The organism is Tabrizicola flagellatus, from assembly GCF_046295235.1.
GTDB classification, from domain to species: Bacteria; Pseudomonadota; Alphaproteobacteria; order Rhodobacterales; family Rhodobacteraceae; genus Tabrizicola; species Tabrizicola flagellata_A.
In genome coordinates, this window is the sequence record NZ_JBKBLV010000035.1 from 24,563 (window position 1) to 39,723 (window position 15,161).

A 15,161-nucleotide genomic window follows, 5' to 3' on the forward strand; every position below is an offset into this window, starting at 1 on the left:
GCAAGCCTCAGGCCGAAAGCTCTTCCAGCGGCTGGGTCTCGCGCACCGAGGTCAGGGGGGCTGCGACCTGGTGGCGGAAGGTGATCATCGTCGCTCCCCCGGTCAGCGGACGGAAGCGGCACGAAACCAGTCGCCCGTCCAGCAGCCGCACGTCGCCATCCCAGGGCGTGCGGTCCCCGCCGCTGGTGACAAAGTCGGTCGCGTCGTCCCAGAGCAGAGTCGGCGCGGAATGCTCGCGCCACCAAGCCGACAGCGTCGAGATGCTGGCTTCGGACAGAAGCACCTGCGGGTCGTGTTGCCAGAGCCGGGCGTAGGCCGCGTTCGACATCACCAGCTGCCCGCCCTGCGAAAAGACGGCAACCCCGTCCTCTACCGCGTCGATCACCGACTGGCCCAGCTCCAGATCGGCGCGATAGCGGCGGGTGCGGCTCATCTCGTTCGAGATGTCCTCGAACATGAAGGCCAGCGCCCCGTTCGGATGCGGGCGGCCGATGACGCGGTAGGTCTGGCCTCCCGGCAGGCTCCAGGTTTCCTCGAAGATGCCCATGCTGGCCTCTTCCTCCAGCCGGGCGAGCTGCTTGCGCCAGCTGCGGTAGTCGCGCGGCTCGGGGATCATGGACCGGGCGCGCATCGCGTCTAGGAAGGCGTTCAGCGAGGGCCGGGAGATCAGCATTTCGGGCGGAAGCCGGGTCAGGTCGGTCAGTGCCGGGTTGAACATCTGCAGGCAGCGCCCGCGGTCGAATATCGCCAAGCCGATCGGCAGGTCGGCGAAGGTCTTGGTCAGGGTCTGCATGAACTCGCGCAGGGCGGTTTCCGCCTGCACCGCCTTGTCGGCCGCCTGCGCATAGCAGAGCATCTCGTCTCCCGCCGGCACCTGCACCAGGTCGAACCATTCCGCTCCGCTGGGCATCTGCAGCTTCAGCCGCGCCGAGGTGCCGGGGGCCCGGTCGAACAGTTTCGGCAGGGGCCAGGACAGATCCTCGCCTTCCGGCAAGAGCTCGACCGCGCGGATCAGGTAGGCATGGTTCGCCCATACCACCGCGCCATCGGTGGCCTCCTTCCAAAGCAGAACCGGTGCCCGCGACAGGATCGCGCGCTGCGTCAACACCTCGTTCTGGAGCACCGCTGCCGTAGCGGCGTCGCAGTGGCCGGTCTGCGGGTCGGTCGGATATCCGGCCTGACCGGCGTCCAACGCAAGATGCAGGAGACCCGAGCGCAGTTCGGCCTTGAGGACCAGCGGTGGACTGGTCCCGGGATGCGAGGCAATCCTGGTCTGGCCGGTGCGGGGAAGGCTTGCCAGCCGCTCTGCCAGGCCAGGAAAATCGGGGCCGAAGCGTGCCATGAACCGGCCCCAGGCGCGCTGGTCCTCGCCTTCCGGCAGCAGCGCGCGTGCCGCAGGCGAGGCGTCGATCAGCCGCTCGCCGTCGAAGAGGAAGGCGATCTGCGCGGGGGTGGCTGCAAAGATGCTGGCGACCGGCGTCGGCTGGTAGTCGAGCCAGGCCTGTATCAGGATCAGAGCAGAAAGGGCGACCAGAAAGGCCGCGAGCACCATGCCCAGGATCATTGCAAGATCGCCCATTCCGAAAGCACCCCTGAAAAGGACTCAACTTTGAGGAACGCTAGGCGCCGAACGGTTAATTGCCGGTTAATCGGGACTTCGGATCGGCACCGGCTCTCGTGCACGGGCAGCAGGACCACCCTTTCGCAGCCTGGCGGCAGGTGATAGCCAGCCACGGCCATGACCACGCAACAGAACACCAGGGCCGGCATCTGGCTGATGATCGCCACGACGCTGGTCTTTGCAGCGCAGGACGGGATCTCGCGCCACCTGGGGTCGAACTACCCGGTCACGATGGTGGTGATGATCCGCTTCTGGTTCTTCGCGTTCTTTGTCATGGCCCTCGCCGCCCGGTCGCAGGGCGGTCTTGCCGCTGCCGCAAGGTCGCATTTCCCCTGGGTGCAGTTGGCGAGGGGACTGATCCTGGTGGCCGAAATCGCGGTGATGATGGTGGGCTTCGTCAAGCTGGGCCTGATCGAGGCGCATGCTGTGTTCACCTGCTATCCGCTGCTGGTGGCGGCGCTGTCAGGGCCGGTCCTTGGCGAAAAGGTCGGCTGGCGGCGCTGGACGGCGATCCTGGTGGGCTTCGCCGGTGTGCTGATCATCCTGGAGCCCGGCTTTGGCGTCTTTTCGCCCTGGGCCCTTGTTCCACTGCTCGCGGCTGCCATGTTCGCGCTATACGGCCTTCTCACCCGCTATGTCGCGCGAAAGGACAGCACGACTGTCAGCTTCTTCTGGACCGGCGTCGTGGGCGCCGTTGCCATGACGCCCTTCGGCCTGGCGCAATGGACCTGGATGACCCCCGCCGACTGGGGCTGGATGGCCACGCTCTGCTGCTCGGCGGCTCTGGGCCACTGGCTCTTGATCCGTGCCTTTGCTGTGGCAGAGGCCTCGGCGATCCAGCCTTTTGCCTATCTGCAACTGGTCTGGGCCAGCGGAATCGGGCTGGTGGTGTTCGACGAGACGCTGCGGACCAACGTCGCCATAGGGGCGGGGATCGTCGTGGCTGCCGGGGTCTTCACGATCTGGCGCCAGCGGGTGCGCGAGAAGGCTGCGCTGCGCCAGGCCGGGGTCTAGCGAGGAGAAGGCGCCAGCCGCACGACGAGCGGTCCCGGTTGCCCTGCGCGGGGCGCGCGCGTAAAAGCCTTGCCAGACAGAAGGAGACTACCATGCCCGCGCCGAAACCCGTCGTCCTGTGCATCCTCGACGGCTGGGGCATCGGGCCTAACCCCGAGACTTCGGCCCCGGCACAGGCAAAGGTGCCGACCTTCAACCGCCTCTGGGCGACCTGCCCGCATGCCACGCTGACCACCTTCGGGCCGGACGTGGGCCTGCCGACCGGGCAGATGGGCAATTCCGAGGTCGGCCACACCAACATCGGCGCGGGACGCGTGGTGGCGATGGATCTGGGCGCGATCGACCTGGCGGTCGAGGACGGCAGTTTTGCGAAGAACCCGGCGATCCTGGACTTTGCCGCGAAGGTGAAGGCCGCGGGGGGCACCGCGCATCTGATGGGCGTCGTCTCGGACGGGGGCGTGCATGGCCATGTGAACCATGTCCTCGCCGCCTGCCGGACTCTGACAGCCCTGGGCGTCCCGGTCGCGCTGCATGCCATCACCGACGGCCGCGATGTGGCGCCTTCCTCGGCGCATGACTATGTCGAGGCCCTGGTGAAGCGCCTGCCCTACGGCGCGGGCATCGCCACGGTGACGGGGCGCTACTGGGCGATGGACCGCGACAACCGGTGGGAGCGGGTCGGCCGCGCCTACGACGGCATGATCCACGCCCGGGGGGAATTCGCGCCCGACGCGCTGACCGCGATCACGACCAGCTACGGCAAAGGCGAGACCGACGAATTCCTCGCCCCCACAGTGATCGACGGCTACCACGGCGCAAGGGACGGCGACGGCGTCTTCTGCCTGAACTTCCGCGCCGACCGCGCGCGCGAGATCCTGGCCGCCATCGGCGACCCGGCCTTCGCGGCCTTCGACACCGGCACCCGGCCGAAGTGGTCGTCGCTCCTCGGCATGGTCGAATATTCCGACCTGCACAACGGCTACATGGCCACGGCCTTCCCCAAGCGCGTGCTGGTCAACACGCTGGGCGAATGGGTCTCTGCCCACGGGCTGACCCAGTTCCGACTGGCCGAGACCGAGAAATACCCGCATGTCACCTTCTTCCTGAACGGCGGGCGCGAAGAGCCCTACCCGGGCGAGGACCGCGCCATGCCGCCCTCGCCCAAGGTCGCGACCTACGACCTGCAACCCGAGATGAGCGCGGATGCGGTCTCGGACCGCTTCGTGGAGGCGATCGAGAAGGGCTACGACCTGATCGTGGTGAACTACGCCAACCCCGACATGGTGGGGCATACCGGGTCGCTGCCTGCTGCGATCAAGGCCTGCGAGGCGGTAGACCGGGGCCTCGGCCGGGCACTGGCGGCGCTGGAGGCGCGGGGGGGCGCGATGATCGTTACCGCCGACCACGGCAACTGCGAGGTCATGGTGGACCCGGTGACCGGCGGCCCGCATACCGCGCATACCACGAACCCGGTGCCGGTGATCCTGGTCGGCGGCCCCTCGGGGGCACGGCTGCGCGACGGACGGCTGGCCGACCTGGCGCCCACGATTCTGCAACTGATGGGCCTGCCCCAGCCGCCCGAAATGACCGGACAGACCCTGATCGCATGATCCGCGCCGCGCTACTTGCCCTCTGCTTGACCCTGCCTGCCCGGGCAGAGACCGTGGCGGAACAGGCAGCGAGGGCGTCTGCGGACCTGCAGAGCGCAGTCGCGGCGCTGGAAAGCGCGACCGAGGCGCGAGACCGGGTCTCGGCGCTCAGTCAGACGATCCGGGCCTACGAGGCTGGGCTTGGGGCGCTGCGGGGCGCACTGCGCGAGGCGTCCTTGCGCGAATCCACCCTGACCCGCACCTTCGAGGCCAAGCGCGACCGGATCGGGCAGCTTCTGGGGGTGCTGGCGACGATGGAAGCCAACCCCGGGCCGCTGCTTCTCTTGCATCCCGATGGGGCTCTGGGCACGGCGCGGTCGGGGATGATCCTTGCCGACGTGACCCCCGCATTGCAATCCGAGGCGCTGCGAGTGAAGGCCGAGCTTCAGGAACTGGCCGATCTGCGCGCCCTGCAATTGTCCGCAGGCGAGGTGCTGGAACGTGGACTTGCGGCAGCGCAGACCGCACGGACCGCCCTGTCGCAGGCAATTTCGGACCGCACCGACCTTCCGCGGCGGTTCACCGAGGATCCCGAAGTCCTGAAGGGCCTGCTGGAAAGCGCCGACACGCTCGATGCCTTCGCCGCCGGCCTGTCGCCCGACAGCGCTGCCGGCAGCTCCTTTGCCGAGGCGAAGGGGACCCTGCCGCTTCCCGTCCTCGGCACCCTGCTGCGCCGTCCGGGCGAGGCCGATGCCGCCGGGGTCCGCCGCCCCGGCGTGACGCTGGCCACGCGGACCCATGCGCTGGTCACCGCGCCCTGGCCCGCGACGATCCGCTTTCGCGGCCCGCTTCTCGACTACGGAAATGTGATGATCCTCGAGCCCGGCGACGGCTATCTACTGGTGCTCGCGGGGATGGAAACCCTGTATGGCGAGGTGGGAGAAGTCGTGGCCGCCGAGGCCCCGCTGGGGCTGATGGGGGGACCGGCAACCGGGACGGCGGAATTCGTGGCGCTTGGCCCAGATGGCTCTGGCGGGCGTGATACGGAAACGCTTTATATGGAACTCAGACAGGGCGCGGCGCCCGTGGACCCGATGCCGTGGTTCGCAGCCCTCGCCCGCACAGGAGAGTGACGAGCATGAAGAAGCATCTGATGGCCGCCCTGGCCGGAACCGTGGCCGGGGTCATCGCGACCACGCAGGTCGCCGGCCCGCTGATCGCGCAGGAACTGTCGAGCGACAGTTCGGTCTACGATCAGCTCGACCTCTTCGGCGACATCTTCGAACGCGTCCGCGCCCAGTATGTCGAGGAGGTGCCGACCGAAAAGCTGGTGACGGCGGCGATCAACGGCATGCTCACCTCGCTTGACCCCCATTCCAGCTATCTCTCCGCGAAGGATTTCGAGGACATGCAGGTCCAGACCCGGGGCGAATTCGGCGGCCTCGGCATCGAGGTGACGCAGGAAGAGGGCTTCATCAAGGTGATCTCGCCGATGGACGGCACCCCCGCCTCCAAGGCCGGGATCCTCGCCGGGGATTTCATCACCCATGTCAATGGCGAGTCCGTGCTGGGCCTGATGCTGGACGACGCCGTCGCCAAGATGCGCGGTCCGGTCGGGTCCGAGATCATCATCACCGTGGTCCGCCAGGGCACGCCGGAACCCTTCGACGTGTCGATCATCCGCGACACGATCAAGCTGACCGCCGCGCGGGGGCGCGTCGTCGGCAAGACCGTGGTGCTGCGGATCACCACCTTCAACGACCAGACGACCAGCGGCATGACCGAGGCGCTGAAGAAGGGCATCGAGGAACTGGGCGGGATCGACAACCTCGACGGAGTAGTCATCGACCTCCGCAACAACCCCGGCGGCCTTCTGAACGAGGCGATCTCGGTCTCGGACGCCTTCCTCGACAAGGGCGAGATCGTCTCGACCCGCGGCCGCGTCGCCGGTAGCGGCGAACGCTACAACGCCACGCCCGGCGATCTGGCCGACGGCAAGCCGATCGTGGTGCTGATCAACGGCGGGTCGGCCTCGGCCTCCGAGATCGTGGCGGGCGCGCTTCAGGACCATCGCCGGGCCATCGTCGTGGGCACCAAGAGCTTCGGCAAGGGCTCGGTCCAGACCCTGATCCCGCTGCGGGGCGACGGGGCGATGCGGCTGACCACGGCACGCTACTACACGCCTTCGGGCCGGTCGATCCAGGCGCTGGGCATTTCGCCTGACATCGTGGTCCAGCAGCCCGCCCCCAAGCCGGTCGATCCAGCCGCCGCCGAGGAGGAGAAATCCGCCGCAAGCCGGCAGCGGTCCGAGGCCGACCTGCGCGGCGCGATCTCGAACGACTCGATGACGGACGAGGAAAAGCGGCTCTACGAGGAGGAACTCGCCCGGGCCGAGGAATCGGCCAAGCTGCGCGACGAGGACTATCAGCTGGCTTATGCGGTGGACATCATCAAGGGGCTGACGGCCATCGCCCCGGACACGCCGTGACGCCATGGTCGCGGCCGACAGCCTGCCCTATCGCCCCTGTGTCGGCGTGGTGCTGATCGATGCGCGCGGCCTGGTCTTTGCCGGGCAGCGCATCGACAGCCCCTCGCCCGCCTGGCAGATGCCGCAGGGCGGGATCGACAAGGACGAAAAGCCGAAAGAGGCCGCCTACCGCGAGTTGTGGGAGGAAACCGGCATCCCCCGCGACAAGGTCGAATTCGTGGCCAAGACCCACGGCTGGGTCACCTATGACCTGCCGCCCGAGCTTCTGGGAAAGGTATGGGGCGGGAAATATCGCGGGCAGAAGCAGAAGTGGTTCCTGTTCCGCTTTCTCGGCCGGGACTCGGACGTGAAGATCGCGACCGAACACCCCGAATTCTCCACTTGGCGCTGGATCACCGCGGACGAGATGCTGGACAGCATCGTGCCCTTCAAGCGCGCGGTCTACGAAGAGGTCATCCGCAGCTTCCGCGCCTATCTGGCCTGAGGCTCACCCTCCTCGTTCGACTACGTCTCCTCGTCGGAAAACTTGCGCTGCGCGCGACCAGCGAGGAGCGACGCAGTCGACGACGAGCCCGGCCTCAGTAGCGCGTCCGCGACCGTTCGCGCGAAGGCAGTTCTCCGGCATGGTCCAGCGCGCCAGAGGGCGCGATGTTGCGCGCGGTGCCCGCAAGGCCCGATTTGCCGCCACTCGCGTCGGGGTCCTTCGGGTGCAGCGGCCCGCCGGTTTCCGCCATCGGGCTCGGTCCGGTCTCGCCGGCCCGCTTCAGTTCCAGCGCCTTGCGCGCCAGATCGGCCTGGGTTTCGGATTGGCCTTCGCCCGAAGCTGCCGCCGCGCGACGTTCCCTCTCGGCCGTGGCGCGGTCCAGCGCCTCGCCGAGGTAATCGTGCTTTGCCCGCATCCCGGCATCGCCGCTTGCCGCCGTCGCGCCCTTTGGCGCAGCCTTGGAGCGGGCTTCGCGCGCCTGTCGGTCGGCCAGGTCACGCGCGCGTTTTCGACGATCGCGCAACCGGTCGATAACCGAGGAAAGTTCCTCGTCGGTCAGCGCGGACAGGACCGGAAAGCGGGTCAAGTCGGCCAGACCCAGTTCGTCGGCATCGAGCGCCCGACGTTCGTCGGCAGAGGTTAGGTGGGACGTGTCGGTCATCTGGGGTCTCCTTCCTTCGCCGTTGCAGCCACGAGGATAACACCAAAAGGCGGCCTTGCGTTCCTCCGCGTGCGATCACGCTGTCGTGGGGCAGGCCAGGTTTCCAGTCCGTCGTTCGCCTGGCATCGCCCGCCTCGGAACATCCGACCGACCCCTGCCGAAGTCGCGGCATTTCCGCCTTTTCTGCCCGTTTCGCCGTGCCGTCGCTTGAATCCCGCCCTGTGGTCGGGCTACGGACCCGAGCAAAAGGCGGCCGCCGCCCGTGTGAAAGGTCCGATCCATGTCCCTCCCGAACCATGCCCCGATCTCCGAGCTTTACGTCTCGTACGACTCTGCCCAGAAGCTGAAGATCGAGGCGGGCAACCTGCACTCCTGGGATCTGACCCCGCGCCAGATCTGCGACCTCGAATTGCTGATGAGCGGCGGGTTCCTTCCGCTTAAGGGCTTCATGAGCCAGGCCGACTACGACAGCGTGGTGGACCGGATGCGGCTGGACGACGGGACGCTGTTCCCGATCCCGATCACGCTGGACGTGTCCGAAGCCTTCGCCGAGAAAGTCGAACCAGGCCAGGACATCGCGCTGCGCGACCAGGAAGGCGTGATCCTGGCGATCCTGACGATCAGCGACAAATGGGTGCCGAACAAGGCGGTCGAGGCAGAAAAGGTCTTCGGCGCCGACGATCTCGCCCATCCGGCAGTGAACTACCTGCACCACACGGCCGGCAAGGTCTATCTCGGCGGGCCGGTGACCGGGATCCAGCAGCCCGTTCATTACGACTTCAAGGCCCGCCGCGACACGCCGAACGAGCTTCGCGCGCTGTTCCGCAAGCTGGGCTGGCGCAAGGTCGTGGCCTTCCAGACCCGCAATCCCCTCCACCGAGCGCACCAGGAACTGACCTTCCGCGCCGCCCGCGAGGCCGAGGCGAACCTGCTGATCCACCCGGTCGTCGGCATGACCAAGCCGGGCGACGTGGACCACTTCACCCGTGTCCGCTGCTATGAGGCGGTTCTGGACAAGTATCCCGCCCAGACCACGGCGCTGAGCCTTCTGAACCTCGCCATGCGCATGGCGGGTCCGCGCGAGGCCGTCTGGCACGGGATCATCCGCCGCAATCACGGCTGCACCCACATGATCGTCGGCCGCGACCATGCCGGACCCGGCAAGAACAGCCAGGGCAAGGATTTCTACGACCCCTATGCCGCGCAAGAACTGTTCCGGGCCCACCAGGCCGAGATCGGCATCGAGATGGTGGACTTCAAGCACATGGTCTATGTGCAGGAAAAGGCGCAGTACTACCCCGCGAACGAGATTCCCGAAGGCTCCACCGTCCTGGACATCTCGGGCACCGAACTTCGCCGCCGGTTGCGCGAGGGGCTGGAGATCCCGGAATGGTTCAGCTTCCCCGAGGTGGTGGCCGAACTGCGCAAGACCAGCCCGGCGCGGTCGAAACAGGGCTTCACCGTGTTCTTCACCGGCCTGTCGGGCAGCGGCAAGTCCACCATCGCCAACGCGCTGATGGTCAAGCTGATGGAGATGGGCGGGCGTCCTGTCACGCTGCTGGACGGCGACGTGGTGCGCAAGCATCTGTCGTCGGAACTGGGCTTCTCGAAGGAACACCGCGACATCAACATCCGCCGCATCGGCTATGTCGCCTCCGAGATCACCAAGAACGGCGGCATCGCGATCTGCGCGCCGATCGCGCCATATTCCGCCACCCGCCGCGCCGTGCGCGAGATGATCGAGGCCTTCGGCGCCTTCGTCGAGGTGCATGTGGCCACAAGCCTGGAAGAGTGCGAACGTCGCGACCGCAAGGGGCTCTACAAGCTGGCGCGCGAAGGCAAGATCAAGGAATTCACCGGAATCTCAGACCCCTACGAGGCGCCCGAGGCCCCGGAACTGCGTGTGGACACCGAGAATGTGGATGTAGATCACTGCGCCCATCAGGTGCTGCTGAAGCTGGAACAGATGGGCCTGATCCGGGCCTGACGCGGATCGTCCCGCGTCTCCCCTCCACCTCTTGGGGAGGGGATGGGGTAAGGGGAGCCGCAGGCCTATTCGGCCCGCGTCATCCGGGTCAGCGTGCCGTCCTTCAGCACGACCTGATGATAGATCGCCAGTGCGGCATGGCCCAGCGCGAGCACCATCAGCAGATTGGCGAACAACCCGTGGATCTCGCCGGTCTCCAGGCCCAGGAACCATGCGCTGATCCCGCCCAGCGGCACAGCGATCATCAGGACGTAAAGCGCAAGGTGCATCCAGCCTGCAGCCCGGGCCTGAAGGCTACCCACAGCGCCGGCCGGTTCCGGGGCACCACGGCCCAGCCGGACCACGACCCGCAGGACCGCAAGCGCCAGGATGGCCAGCCCCAGCGCGACATGCGGGACGAACCCGGCCGTGCCGCCCTCTTCGACCCGCTCCAGCGCCGCGTTCGCGCCTTCGCCGGTGAACCAGGCGAGCGCGAGCAGCACGGCAACAAGCCAGTGCAGCACGATCTGGATGCCCGAATATCCGGTAGTGGTTTTCATGAAGACCTCCGCTGGGGATAGACCCGATACGACACGCCTACTGGTTCCATCAGGGAAATACGCGTGAATTTCATACTTTTGCCGCAGATTGTCGCCATCGAGGAGGCAATTCAAGCCGCGAGATGCCACGATGCAGGGAACGCTCTCTCAACTGCTGCACGACAGCTGGACGGACGGTTTTCAGGCTCTTCAAAGCCTTCTTCCGGCCGCCGCGTTCTTCCTGGCGCTGGGCATGCTGGTCAAGCGCAGTGCAGTCTTTGCCGACATGCGCCGTGCTGCGGCCGAAACCGGGTTGAACCTCCAGATCCTCGTCTTCAACCTGATCGTCGTCGGACCCATGATCGTGATCCTGTCACAGGCTCTGGTCTGGATCGTCTACTCGCAAGGGATTTCCCTGATCAACAGCTCGGTCTGGATCGGCGTTCCGGCGCTGCCTGTCATGCTGCTTGGCATCTTCATCGGCGATTTCGTCGGCTACTGGCGGCATCGGCTGGAACACACCCGCTTCCTCTGGCCCAGCCATGCCGTCCATCATTCCGATACCGAAATGACCTGGCTGACCCTGGAGCGGTTCCACCCGATCAATCGCATCACTACCTTCGTGATCGACACGTCGGCCCTCCTGCTTCTTGGACTGCCCGCCGAGGCGGTGATCGCGAACAACCTCGTGCGGCATTACTACGGCTTTCTGATCCACGCCGACCTGCCCTGGACCTACGGGCCACTTGGCAAGATCTTCGTATCTCCGGCCATGCACCGCTGGCATCATGCCGCCGACAAGGCCGCGTTCGACACCAACTATGCAACCGTGTTCTCGATTTTTGACCGGGCGTTCGGAACCTTCCGTGTGCCGGGCCCCTGCAACGCTCCATTGGGCGTCACCGACCGCATGGCGCCGACCCTGACCGGACAGATCGGCTATGCCTTCACGGCCAAGGCCTACCGCCGCAGACCAGCCAAGCCGCCTGCACCCACCAAGGCCGAGCTGGCCAAGGTTCCCGGCGAATAGGGTTCAGTGCACGCTGACCGGCGTGAAGTCGTTCTCGCGCGCCAGATGGAACGCAAGCCTGCGGTCAGCGACCAGCGCCAGCTGGCGCCCGTCGGCTCCGTGGACCGACCAGATCACCTCCAGCCCGTCCATCTGTTCGCGCACCTCTTCCGGCAGGTCCGTCACCGGAACCTCGCGGACATAGACGATGCGATCGCTGCCCTGCGGCAATCCGTTGAATGGCGTGTTCATGTCTTGCCCCCTTCCTTGTGGCTGGCATCCTTGCGACCGATCCGGATCGTCTGCACCACGGTCTCGGGCACATGGCGCCGCAGATCGACGTGGAGAAGCCCGTTCTCCATCGTTGCCCCCGCGACCTCGACCCCGTCGGCCAGGACGAAACTGCGCTGGAAGGCGCGGCTGGCGATTCCCCGGTGCAGGAACACCCGTTCCCCCGCGTCATCGGCCTGCCGCCCGCGCACAACAAGCTGCCGGTCCTCGACCGTGATCGACAGGTCTTCCTCGCGGAAGCCCGCGACGGCCAGGGTGATCCGGTAGGCGTTGTCCGCCACCGCCTCGATGTTGAACGGAGGATAGCCCTCTGCCCCCGATTTCGCGGTGCGTTCCACCAGCCGTTCCAGCTGCTCGAACCCCAAGAGATACGGGTGGGCCCCAAAGCTCAGTTTCGTCATCGGACAGTCCTTGGCATAAGCGACGGTTCGGTCATTGCGGCCCCGCAATCAGGCACCGCACGATGTGAATATGGGGTGGTTGCTCCGGCCCCGCAAGGCCCCGGACATCGACGCCCAATGCCGATTTCAGAGAGAAATTCGGCAGAAACCTTCCCGCAACGGCGGTGCTTTCCTATATTCTGGGTCCAAGGCAGGAACCGATTCGCCAGACCCATGAACGCGCCAACCGAACTCAGCCATGAAGAGATGCTGGGCATCCGTCTGGAAGTCCTCCGTCGCGAACATCGCGACCTGGACGAGGCCATTCATGCCCTGGAACAGACCGGGAGACCCGACCAGCTGACCCTGCGCCGGCTGAAAAAGCAGAAGCTGGCGCTGAAGGACCAGATCGTGAAGATCGAGGACATGCTGATCCCCGACATCATCGCCTGACGCCTATCTGGGCATCAGCCCCGACTCCTCGGCCAGCCGCGCCATCGCCTCCAGGATCATGCCGTCATCGGCCCAGGCGGTGATGGCGTAAAGCGCGTCGTCCTGGGCCTCGGAGAAGGTCGCCATGATCTCGCGCCGCGCGTCGGTATCGCGCGGATAGGGCGCGGGGAACACCGCCATGCCCTGCCGCACCGCAGCCGCGTGGTCGGACAGACCGATCCGGTCCAGAAGCGCGGCCAGTTGCGGCGCCATCGTGCCGGAGGAGTTGTAGAAATACTGGTGCGCGCTGCCGTTGAAGCTTTCCGCGAGGAAGAAGTGCATGAGCAGGATGTCCGCCTGCGCCGGACCCATTTCGGCAAAGGCGGCGTCGGCCTCTTCCGGTGTCCACCAGTCGGCCAGACATTCCGAGATCAGGCGCCAGGCCAGGTGATCCAAGCGCCGGTGCCTGTCCGCGCCCTGCCGCCTTGCCTCGAACTCCGCGGCAAGGTCCGGGTCGCTCGCGATCAGCGCCTCGGTCGCGGCAAGGATGCGCGGCTCCGACCCGTGCAGCGCCGTTGACGCCGCACGCAGGGCGAGGCCGCGCAGTCCGCCGTCCAGGGCCGCGCGGTCTGCCATGCGCTCCGCGGGACCGGCGTCCCAGTCGGGCCAGAGGGTCAACGGAGTGCGCAGGTAACGGGCCTCGGCGGACAGGCCGTGCCGTTCGGCAGCCGCGACGATTTCGGGCATCACGGTGGAAGGTTGCATGTAGGTCAGGCTGTAGAGCGGGTCGGGATAGGTCGTCTTTTCCCAAAGCAGGATCAGGTAGGGCAGGTCGGCCAGGGGCTCGGGCAGGGCGGCGGAGCGTTCCCGCATGACGGCGGCGAAGGCGCCGGCATTGTGCAGCGCCGGGTCGGGGTCCGGCGGAATGTCGTCACGGGTGATGGCCTCGACCGCGTAGGACCAGGCTTCTTCGCTCAGGACCTCGCTCAGCGGATAGTCCAGTCGCGCCCCGGGTTCGCAGGGGCTGGCACCTGCCCCCGCCGTCAGCCACACCCACAACACCAACCCTGCAAGACACCGCATGACCCGCTCCGTTTCCCCGAGAATGGCACAATCGCGGACCAGGACAAGCCAACTGCGCCGGTCCCCCTTTCGCCGGCCCCCGTCCTTCGTGTAAGGCAGGCCCGGCAGACAGGAGGCGCGGATGGCTGAGGTCGGGATCATCATGGGGTCGCAAAGCGACTGGCCGACCATGAAGGCCGCCGCCGAGATCCTGGACGAGCTCGGCATCCCCTACGAAGCGAAGATCGTCAGCGCGCACCGCACGCCCGACCGGCTGTGGGACTATGGCAAGACAGCCGTGGCGCGCGGCCTAAAGGTCATCATCGCCGGCGCGGGCGGGGCGGCGCATCTGCCGGGGATGATGGCGTCGAAGACCCGGGTGCCGGTGATCGGCGTGCCGGTGCAGACAAAGGCGCTGTCGGGGGTCGATTCGCTCTATTCCATCCTGCAGATGCCGAAGGGCTACCCGGTCGCCACCATGGCCATCGGCGGGGCGGCCAACGCGGGCCTGATGGCGGCGGCCATCCTCGCCACCTCCGACCCTGCCGTGGCTGCCAAGCTCGACGCCTGGCGCGAGGCGCTGTCGGCCTCGATCCCCGAGGAGCCGTCCGATGACTGACGCCCTGCCGCAAGGCGCGACCATCGGGATCCTCGGCGGCGGGCAACTGGGCCGGATGCTCTCGGTCGCCGCCAGCCGCCTTGGCTATCGCTGCCACATCTACGAACCAGGCGCGGCCCCGGCGGGCGACGTGGCGCATCGCGTCACCACCGCGCCCTACGAGGACGAAGCCGCGCTGCGCGCCTTCGCGGGTTCGGTCGATGTCATCACCTATGAATTCGAGAACGTGCCGACCTCGGCGCTGGACCTTCTGGAAAGCCTGAAGCCGATCCGCCCCAACCGCCGGGCGCTGGCCGTCAGCCAGGACCGGATCGCCGAGAAGAGCTTCCTGAACGACCTCGGATTGCAGACCGCCCCTTGGGCCGCCGTGAACTCCGAGGCCGATCTGCGCGCCGCCGCCGATCGGCTGGGCCTGCCGGCGATCCTGAAGACCACGCGGCTTGGCTATGACGGCAAGGGCCAGTTCAGGCTCGAGGTCGAGGCCGAGATCCCCGCCGCCTGGGCCGCGATGAACGGCGCGGCCTCGGTGCTGGAGGGCTTCGTCGCCTTCGAGCGCGAGGTCAGCGTCATCGCCGCCCGCGGTCTGGACGGTGCGGTCGCCTGCTTCGACCCGGGCGAGAACATCCACCGCGAGGGCATCCTGCGCACGACCACGGTGCCCGCGCGCCTGACCCCCGGCCAGCGCGCCGATGCCGTGCTGATCGCCGCCCGGATCCTGAATGCGCTGGACTATGTGGGGGTTATGGGGGTGGAGCTGTTCGTCACTCCGCGCGGGCTTCTGGTGAACGAGATCGCGCCGCGCGTCCACAACTCCGGCCACTGGACGCAACAGGGCTGCACGGTGGACCAGTTCGAACAGCATATCCGCGCCGTGGCGGGCCTGCCGCTCGGCGACGGCAACCGCCATGCCGACGTGGTGATGGAGAACCTGATCGGCGACGACGTGCTGCGGGTGCCCGACCTCTTGAAGGCCCGCGACACGGCTGTCCATCTTTACGGCAAGGGC

Annotated in this window: 16 protein-coding genes; 10 read left to right on the forward strand and 6 right to left on the reverse strand. The window is 67.1% G+C overall.

Annotated elements, in window-relative coordinates; translation table 11 throughout:
* Nucleotides 1-7: 7 nt before the first annotated feature.
* On the reverse strand, nt 8-1,579 hold the full coding sequence (locus ACK4IU_RS14575; protein ID WP_409736479.1) for a PAS-domain containing protein: 1,572 nt from the start codon (nt 1,577-1,579) through the stop codon (nt 8-10).
* 159 nt (nt 1,580-1,738) lie between these two features.
* On the opposite strand from ACK4IU_RS14575, the gene ACK4IU_RS14580 reads away from it, so the two are divergent.
* From ACK4IU_RS14580 to ACK4IU_RS14600, 5 genes are all read left to right on the forward strand, one after another.
* A complete protein-coding gene (locus ACK4IU_RS14580) occupies nt 1,739-2,635 on the forward strand; it encodes a DMT family transporter (protein WP_409736481.1) in 897 nt (298 codons plus the stop codon).
* Nucleotides 2,636-2,727: 92 nt separating this feature from the next.
* Nucleotides 2,728-4,245, forward strand: coding sequence for a 2,3-bisphosphoglycerate-independent phosphoglycerate mutase (gene gpmI / locus ACK4IU_RS14585; protein WP_409736483.1), 1,518 nt, complete (start codon nt 2,728-2,730; stop codon nt 4,243-4,245).
* Nucleotides 4,242-5,357 (forward strand): murein hydrolase activator EnvC family protein, encoded by a 1,116-nt coding sequence (locus ACK4IU_RS14590; protein WP_409736485.1) that lies wholly within the window; start codon nt 4,242-4,244, stop codon nt 5,355-5,357. Before gpmI ends, ACK4IU_RS14590 begins: the two co-directional genes overlap by 4 nt.
* A gap of 5 nt (nt 5,358-5,362) precedes the next feature.
* On the forward strand, nt 5,363-6,712 hold the full coding sequence (locus ACK4IU_RS14595; RefSeq protein ID WP_409736487.1) for a S41 family peptidase: 1,350 nt from the start codon (nt 5,363-5,365) through the stop codon (nt 6,710-6,712).
* A gap of 4 nt (nt 6,713-6,716) precedes the next feature.
* A complete protein-coding gene (locus ACK4IU_RS14600; protein ID WP_149588397.1) occupies nt 6,717-7,196 on the forward strand; it encodes an RNA pyrophosphohydrolase in 480 nt (159 codons plus the stop codon).
* A 94-nt stretch (nt 7,197-7,290) separates the two neighbouring features.
* Here ACK4IU_RS14600 and ACK4IU_RS14605 read toward each other — a convergent pair whose 3' ends face one another.
* Nucleotides 7,291-7,857, reverse strand: a complete 567-nt coding sequence (locus tag ACK4IU_RS14605) for a hypothetical protein (protein ID WP_409736489.1) — start codon at nt 7,855-7,857, stop codon at nt 7,291-7,293.
* Nucleotides 7,858-8,137: 280 nt separating this feature from the next.
* On the opposite strand from ACK4IU_RS14605, the gene ACK4IU_RS14610 reads away from it, so the two are divergent.
* Nucleotides 8,138-9,844 carry a bifunctional sulfate adenylyltransferase/adenylylsulfate kinase gene (locus tag ACK4IU_RS14610; protein WP_409736491.1) on the forward strand — a complete coding sequence of 569 codons (1,707 nt, stop codon included), beginning with the start codon at nt 8,138-8,140 and terminating at the stop codon, nt 9,842-9,844.
* Between the two features lie 65 nt (nt 9,845-9,909).
* Here the strand turns inward: ACK4IU_RS14610 and ACK4IU_RS14615 are convergent, their stop codons facing one another.
* Complete coding sequence (locus ACK4IU_RS14615) at nt 9,910-10,383, reverse strand: cytochrome b (RefSeq protein WP_409736493.1); 474 nt, start codon at nt 10,381-10,383, stop codon at nt 9,910-9,912.
* A gap of 130 nt (nt 10,384-10,513) precedes the next feature.
* Here ACK4IU_RS14615 and ACK4IU_RS14620 point away from each other — a divergent pair, with 130 nt between their 5' ends.
* The gene (locus tag ACK4IU_RS14620; RefSeq protein WP_409736494.1) at nt 10,514-11,392 is read left to right on the forward strand and encodes a sterol desaturase family protein; all 879 of its coding nucleotides are present in this window, start codon (nt 10,514-10,516) and stop codon (nt 11,390-11,392) included.
* Nucleotides 11,393-11,395: 3 nt separating this feature from the next.
* On the opposite strand, the gene ACK4IU_RS14625 is transcribed toward ACK4IU_RS14620, so the two are convergent.
* Complete coding sequence (locus ACK4IU_RS14625; RefSeq protein WP_409736496.1) at nt 11,396-11,623, reverse strand: DUF1150 family protein; 228 nt, start codon at nt 11,621-11,623, stop codon at nt 11,396-11,398.
* The gene (locus ACK4IU_RS14630; protein WP_409736498.1) at nt 11,620-12,063 is read right to left on the reverse strand and encodes an Hsp20 family protein; all 444 of its coding nucleotides are present in this window, start codon (nt 12,061-12,063) and stop codon (nt 11,620-11,622) included. Before ACK4IU_RS14630 ends, ACK4IU_RS14625 begins: the two co-directional genes overlap by 4 nt.
* Before the next feature lie 213 nt (nt 12,064-12,276).
* Between ACK4IU_RS14630 and ACK4IU_RS14635 the strand changes: the two genes are divergently transcribed.
* A complete protein-coding gene (locus ACK4IU_RS14635) occupies nt 12,277-12,495 on the forward strand; it encodes a YdcH family protein (protein WP_128516141.1) in 219 nt (72 codons plus the stop codon).
* Nucleotides 12,496-12,498: 3 nt separating this feature from the next.
* Here the strand turns inward: ACK4IU_RS14635 and ACK4IU_RS14640 are convergent, their stop codons facing one another.
* Nucleotides 12,499-13,557, reverse strand: a complete 1,059-nt coding sequence (locus tag ACK4IU_RS14640; protein ID WP_409736500.1) for a DUF4375 domain-containing protein — start codon at nt 13,555-13,557, stop codon at nt 12,499-12,501.
* Nucleotides 13,558-13,678: 121 nt separating this feature from the next.
* On the opposite strand from ACK4IU_RS14640, the gene purE reads away from it, so the two are divergent.
* Both purE and ACK4IU_RS14650 read left to right on the forward strand, forming a co-directional pair.
* Nucleotides 13,679-14,155, forward strand: coding sequence for a 5-(carboxyamino)imidazole ribonucleotide mutase (gene purE / locus ACK4IU_RS14645; RefSeq protein ID WP_409736502.1), 477 nt, complete (start codon nt 13,679-13,681; stop codon nt 14,153-14,155).
* A partial coding sequence (locus tag ACK4IU_RS14650) for a 5-(carboxyamino)imidazole ribonucleotide synthase (protein WP_409736504.1) occupies nt 14,148-15,161 on the forward strand: 1,014 nt, incomplete at its 3' end. The genes purE and ACK4IU_RS14650, both read left to right, overlap by 8 nt.

Bases quoted from the DNA above. Each gene is read 5' to 3' on its own strand.
- ACK4IU_RS14575 (WP_409736479.1), bottom strand. From the start codon at position 1,579: ATGGGCGATCTTGCAATGATCCTGGGCATGGTGCTCGCGGCCTTTCTG.
- ACK4IU_RS14580 (WP_409736481.1), top strand. From the start codon at position 1,739: ATGACCACGCAACAGAACACCAGGGCCGGCATCTGGCTGATGATCGCC.
- gpmI (WP_409736483.1), top strand. From the start codon at position 2,728: ATGCCCGCGCCGAAACCCGTCGTCCTGTGCATCCTCGACGGCTGGGGC.
- ACK4IU_RS14590 (WP_409736485.1), top strand. From the start codon at position 4,242: ATGATCCGCGCCGCGCTACTTGCCCTCTGCTTGACCCTGCCTGCCCGG.
- ACK4IU_RS14595 (WP_409736487.1), top strand. From the start codon at position 5,363: ATGAAGAAGCATCTGATGGCCGCCCTGGCCGGAACCGTGGCCGGGGTC.
- ACK4IU_RS14600 (WP_149588397.1), top strand. From the start codon at position 6,717: ATGGTCGCGGCCGACAGCCTGCCCTATCGCCCCTGTGTCGGCGTGGTG.
- ACK4IU_RS14605 (WP_409736489.1), bottom strand. From the start codon at position 7,857: ATGACCGACACGTCCCACCTAACCTCTGCCGACGAACGTCGGGCGCTC.
- ACK4IU_RS14610 (WP_409736491.1), top strand. From the start codon at position 8,138: ATGTCCCTCCCGAACCATGCCCCGATCTCCGAGCTTTACGTCTCGTAC.
- ACK4IU_RS14615 (WP_409736493.1), bottom strand. From the start codon at position 10,383: ATGAAAACCACTACCGGATATTCGGGCATCCAGATCGTGCTGCACTGG.
- ACK4IU_RS14620 (WP_409736494.1), top strand. From the start codon at position 10,514: ATGCAGGGAACGCTCTCTCAACTGCTGCACGACAGCTGGACGGACGGT.
- ACK4IU_RS14625 (WP_409736496.1), bottom strand. From the start codon at position 11,623: ATGAACACGCCATTCAACGGATTGCCGCAGGGCAGCGATCGCATCGTC.
- ACK4IU_RS14630 (WP_409736498.1), bottom strand. From the start codon at position 12,063: ATGACGAAACTGAGCTTTGGGGCCCACCCGTATCTCTTGGGGTTCGAG.
- ACK4IU_RS14635 (WP_128516141.1), top strand. From the start codon at position 12,277: ATGAACGCGCCAACCGAACTCAGCCATGAAGAGATGCTGGGCATCCGT.
- ACK4IU_RS14640 (WP_409736500.1), bottom strand. From the start codon at position 13,557: ATGCGGTGTCTTGCAGGGTTGGTGTTGTGGGTGTGGCTGACGGCGGGG.
- purE (WP_409736502.1), top strand. From the start codon at position 13,679: ATGGCTGAGGTCGGGATCATCATGGGGTCGCAAAGCGACTGGCCGACC.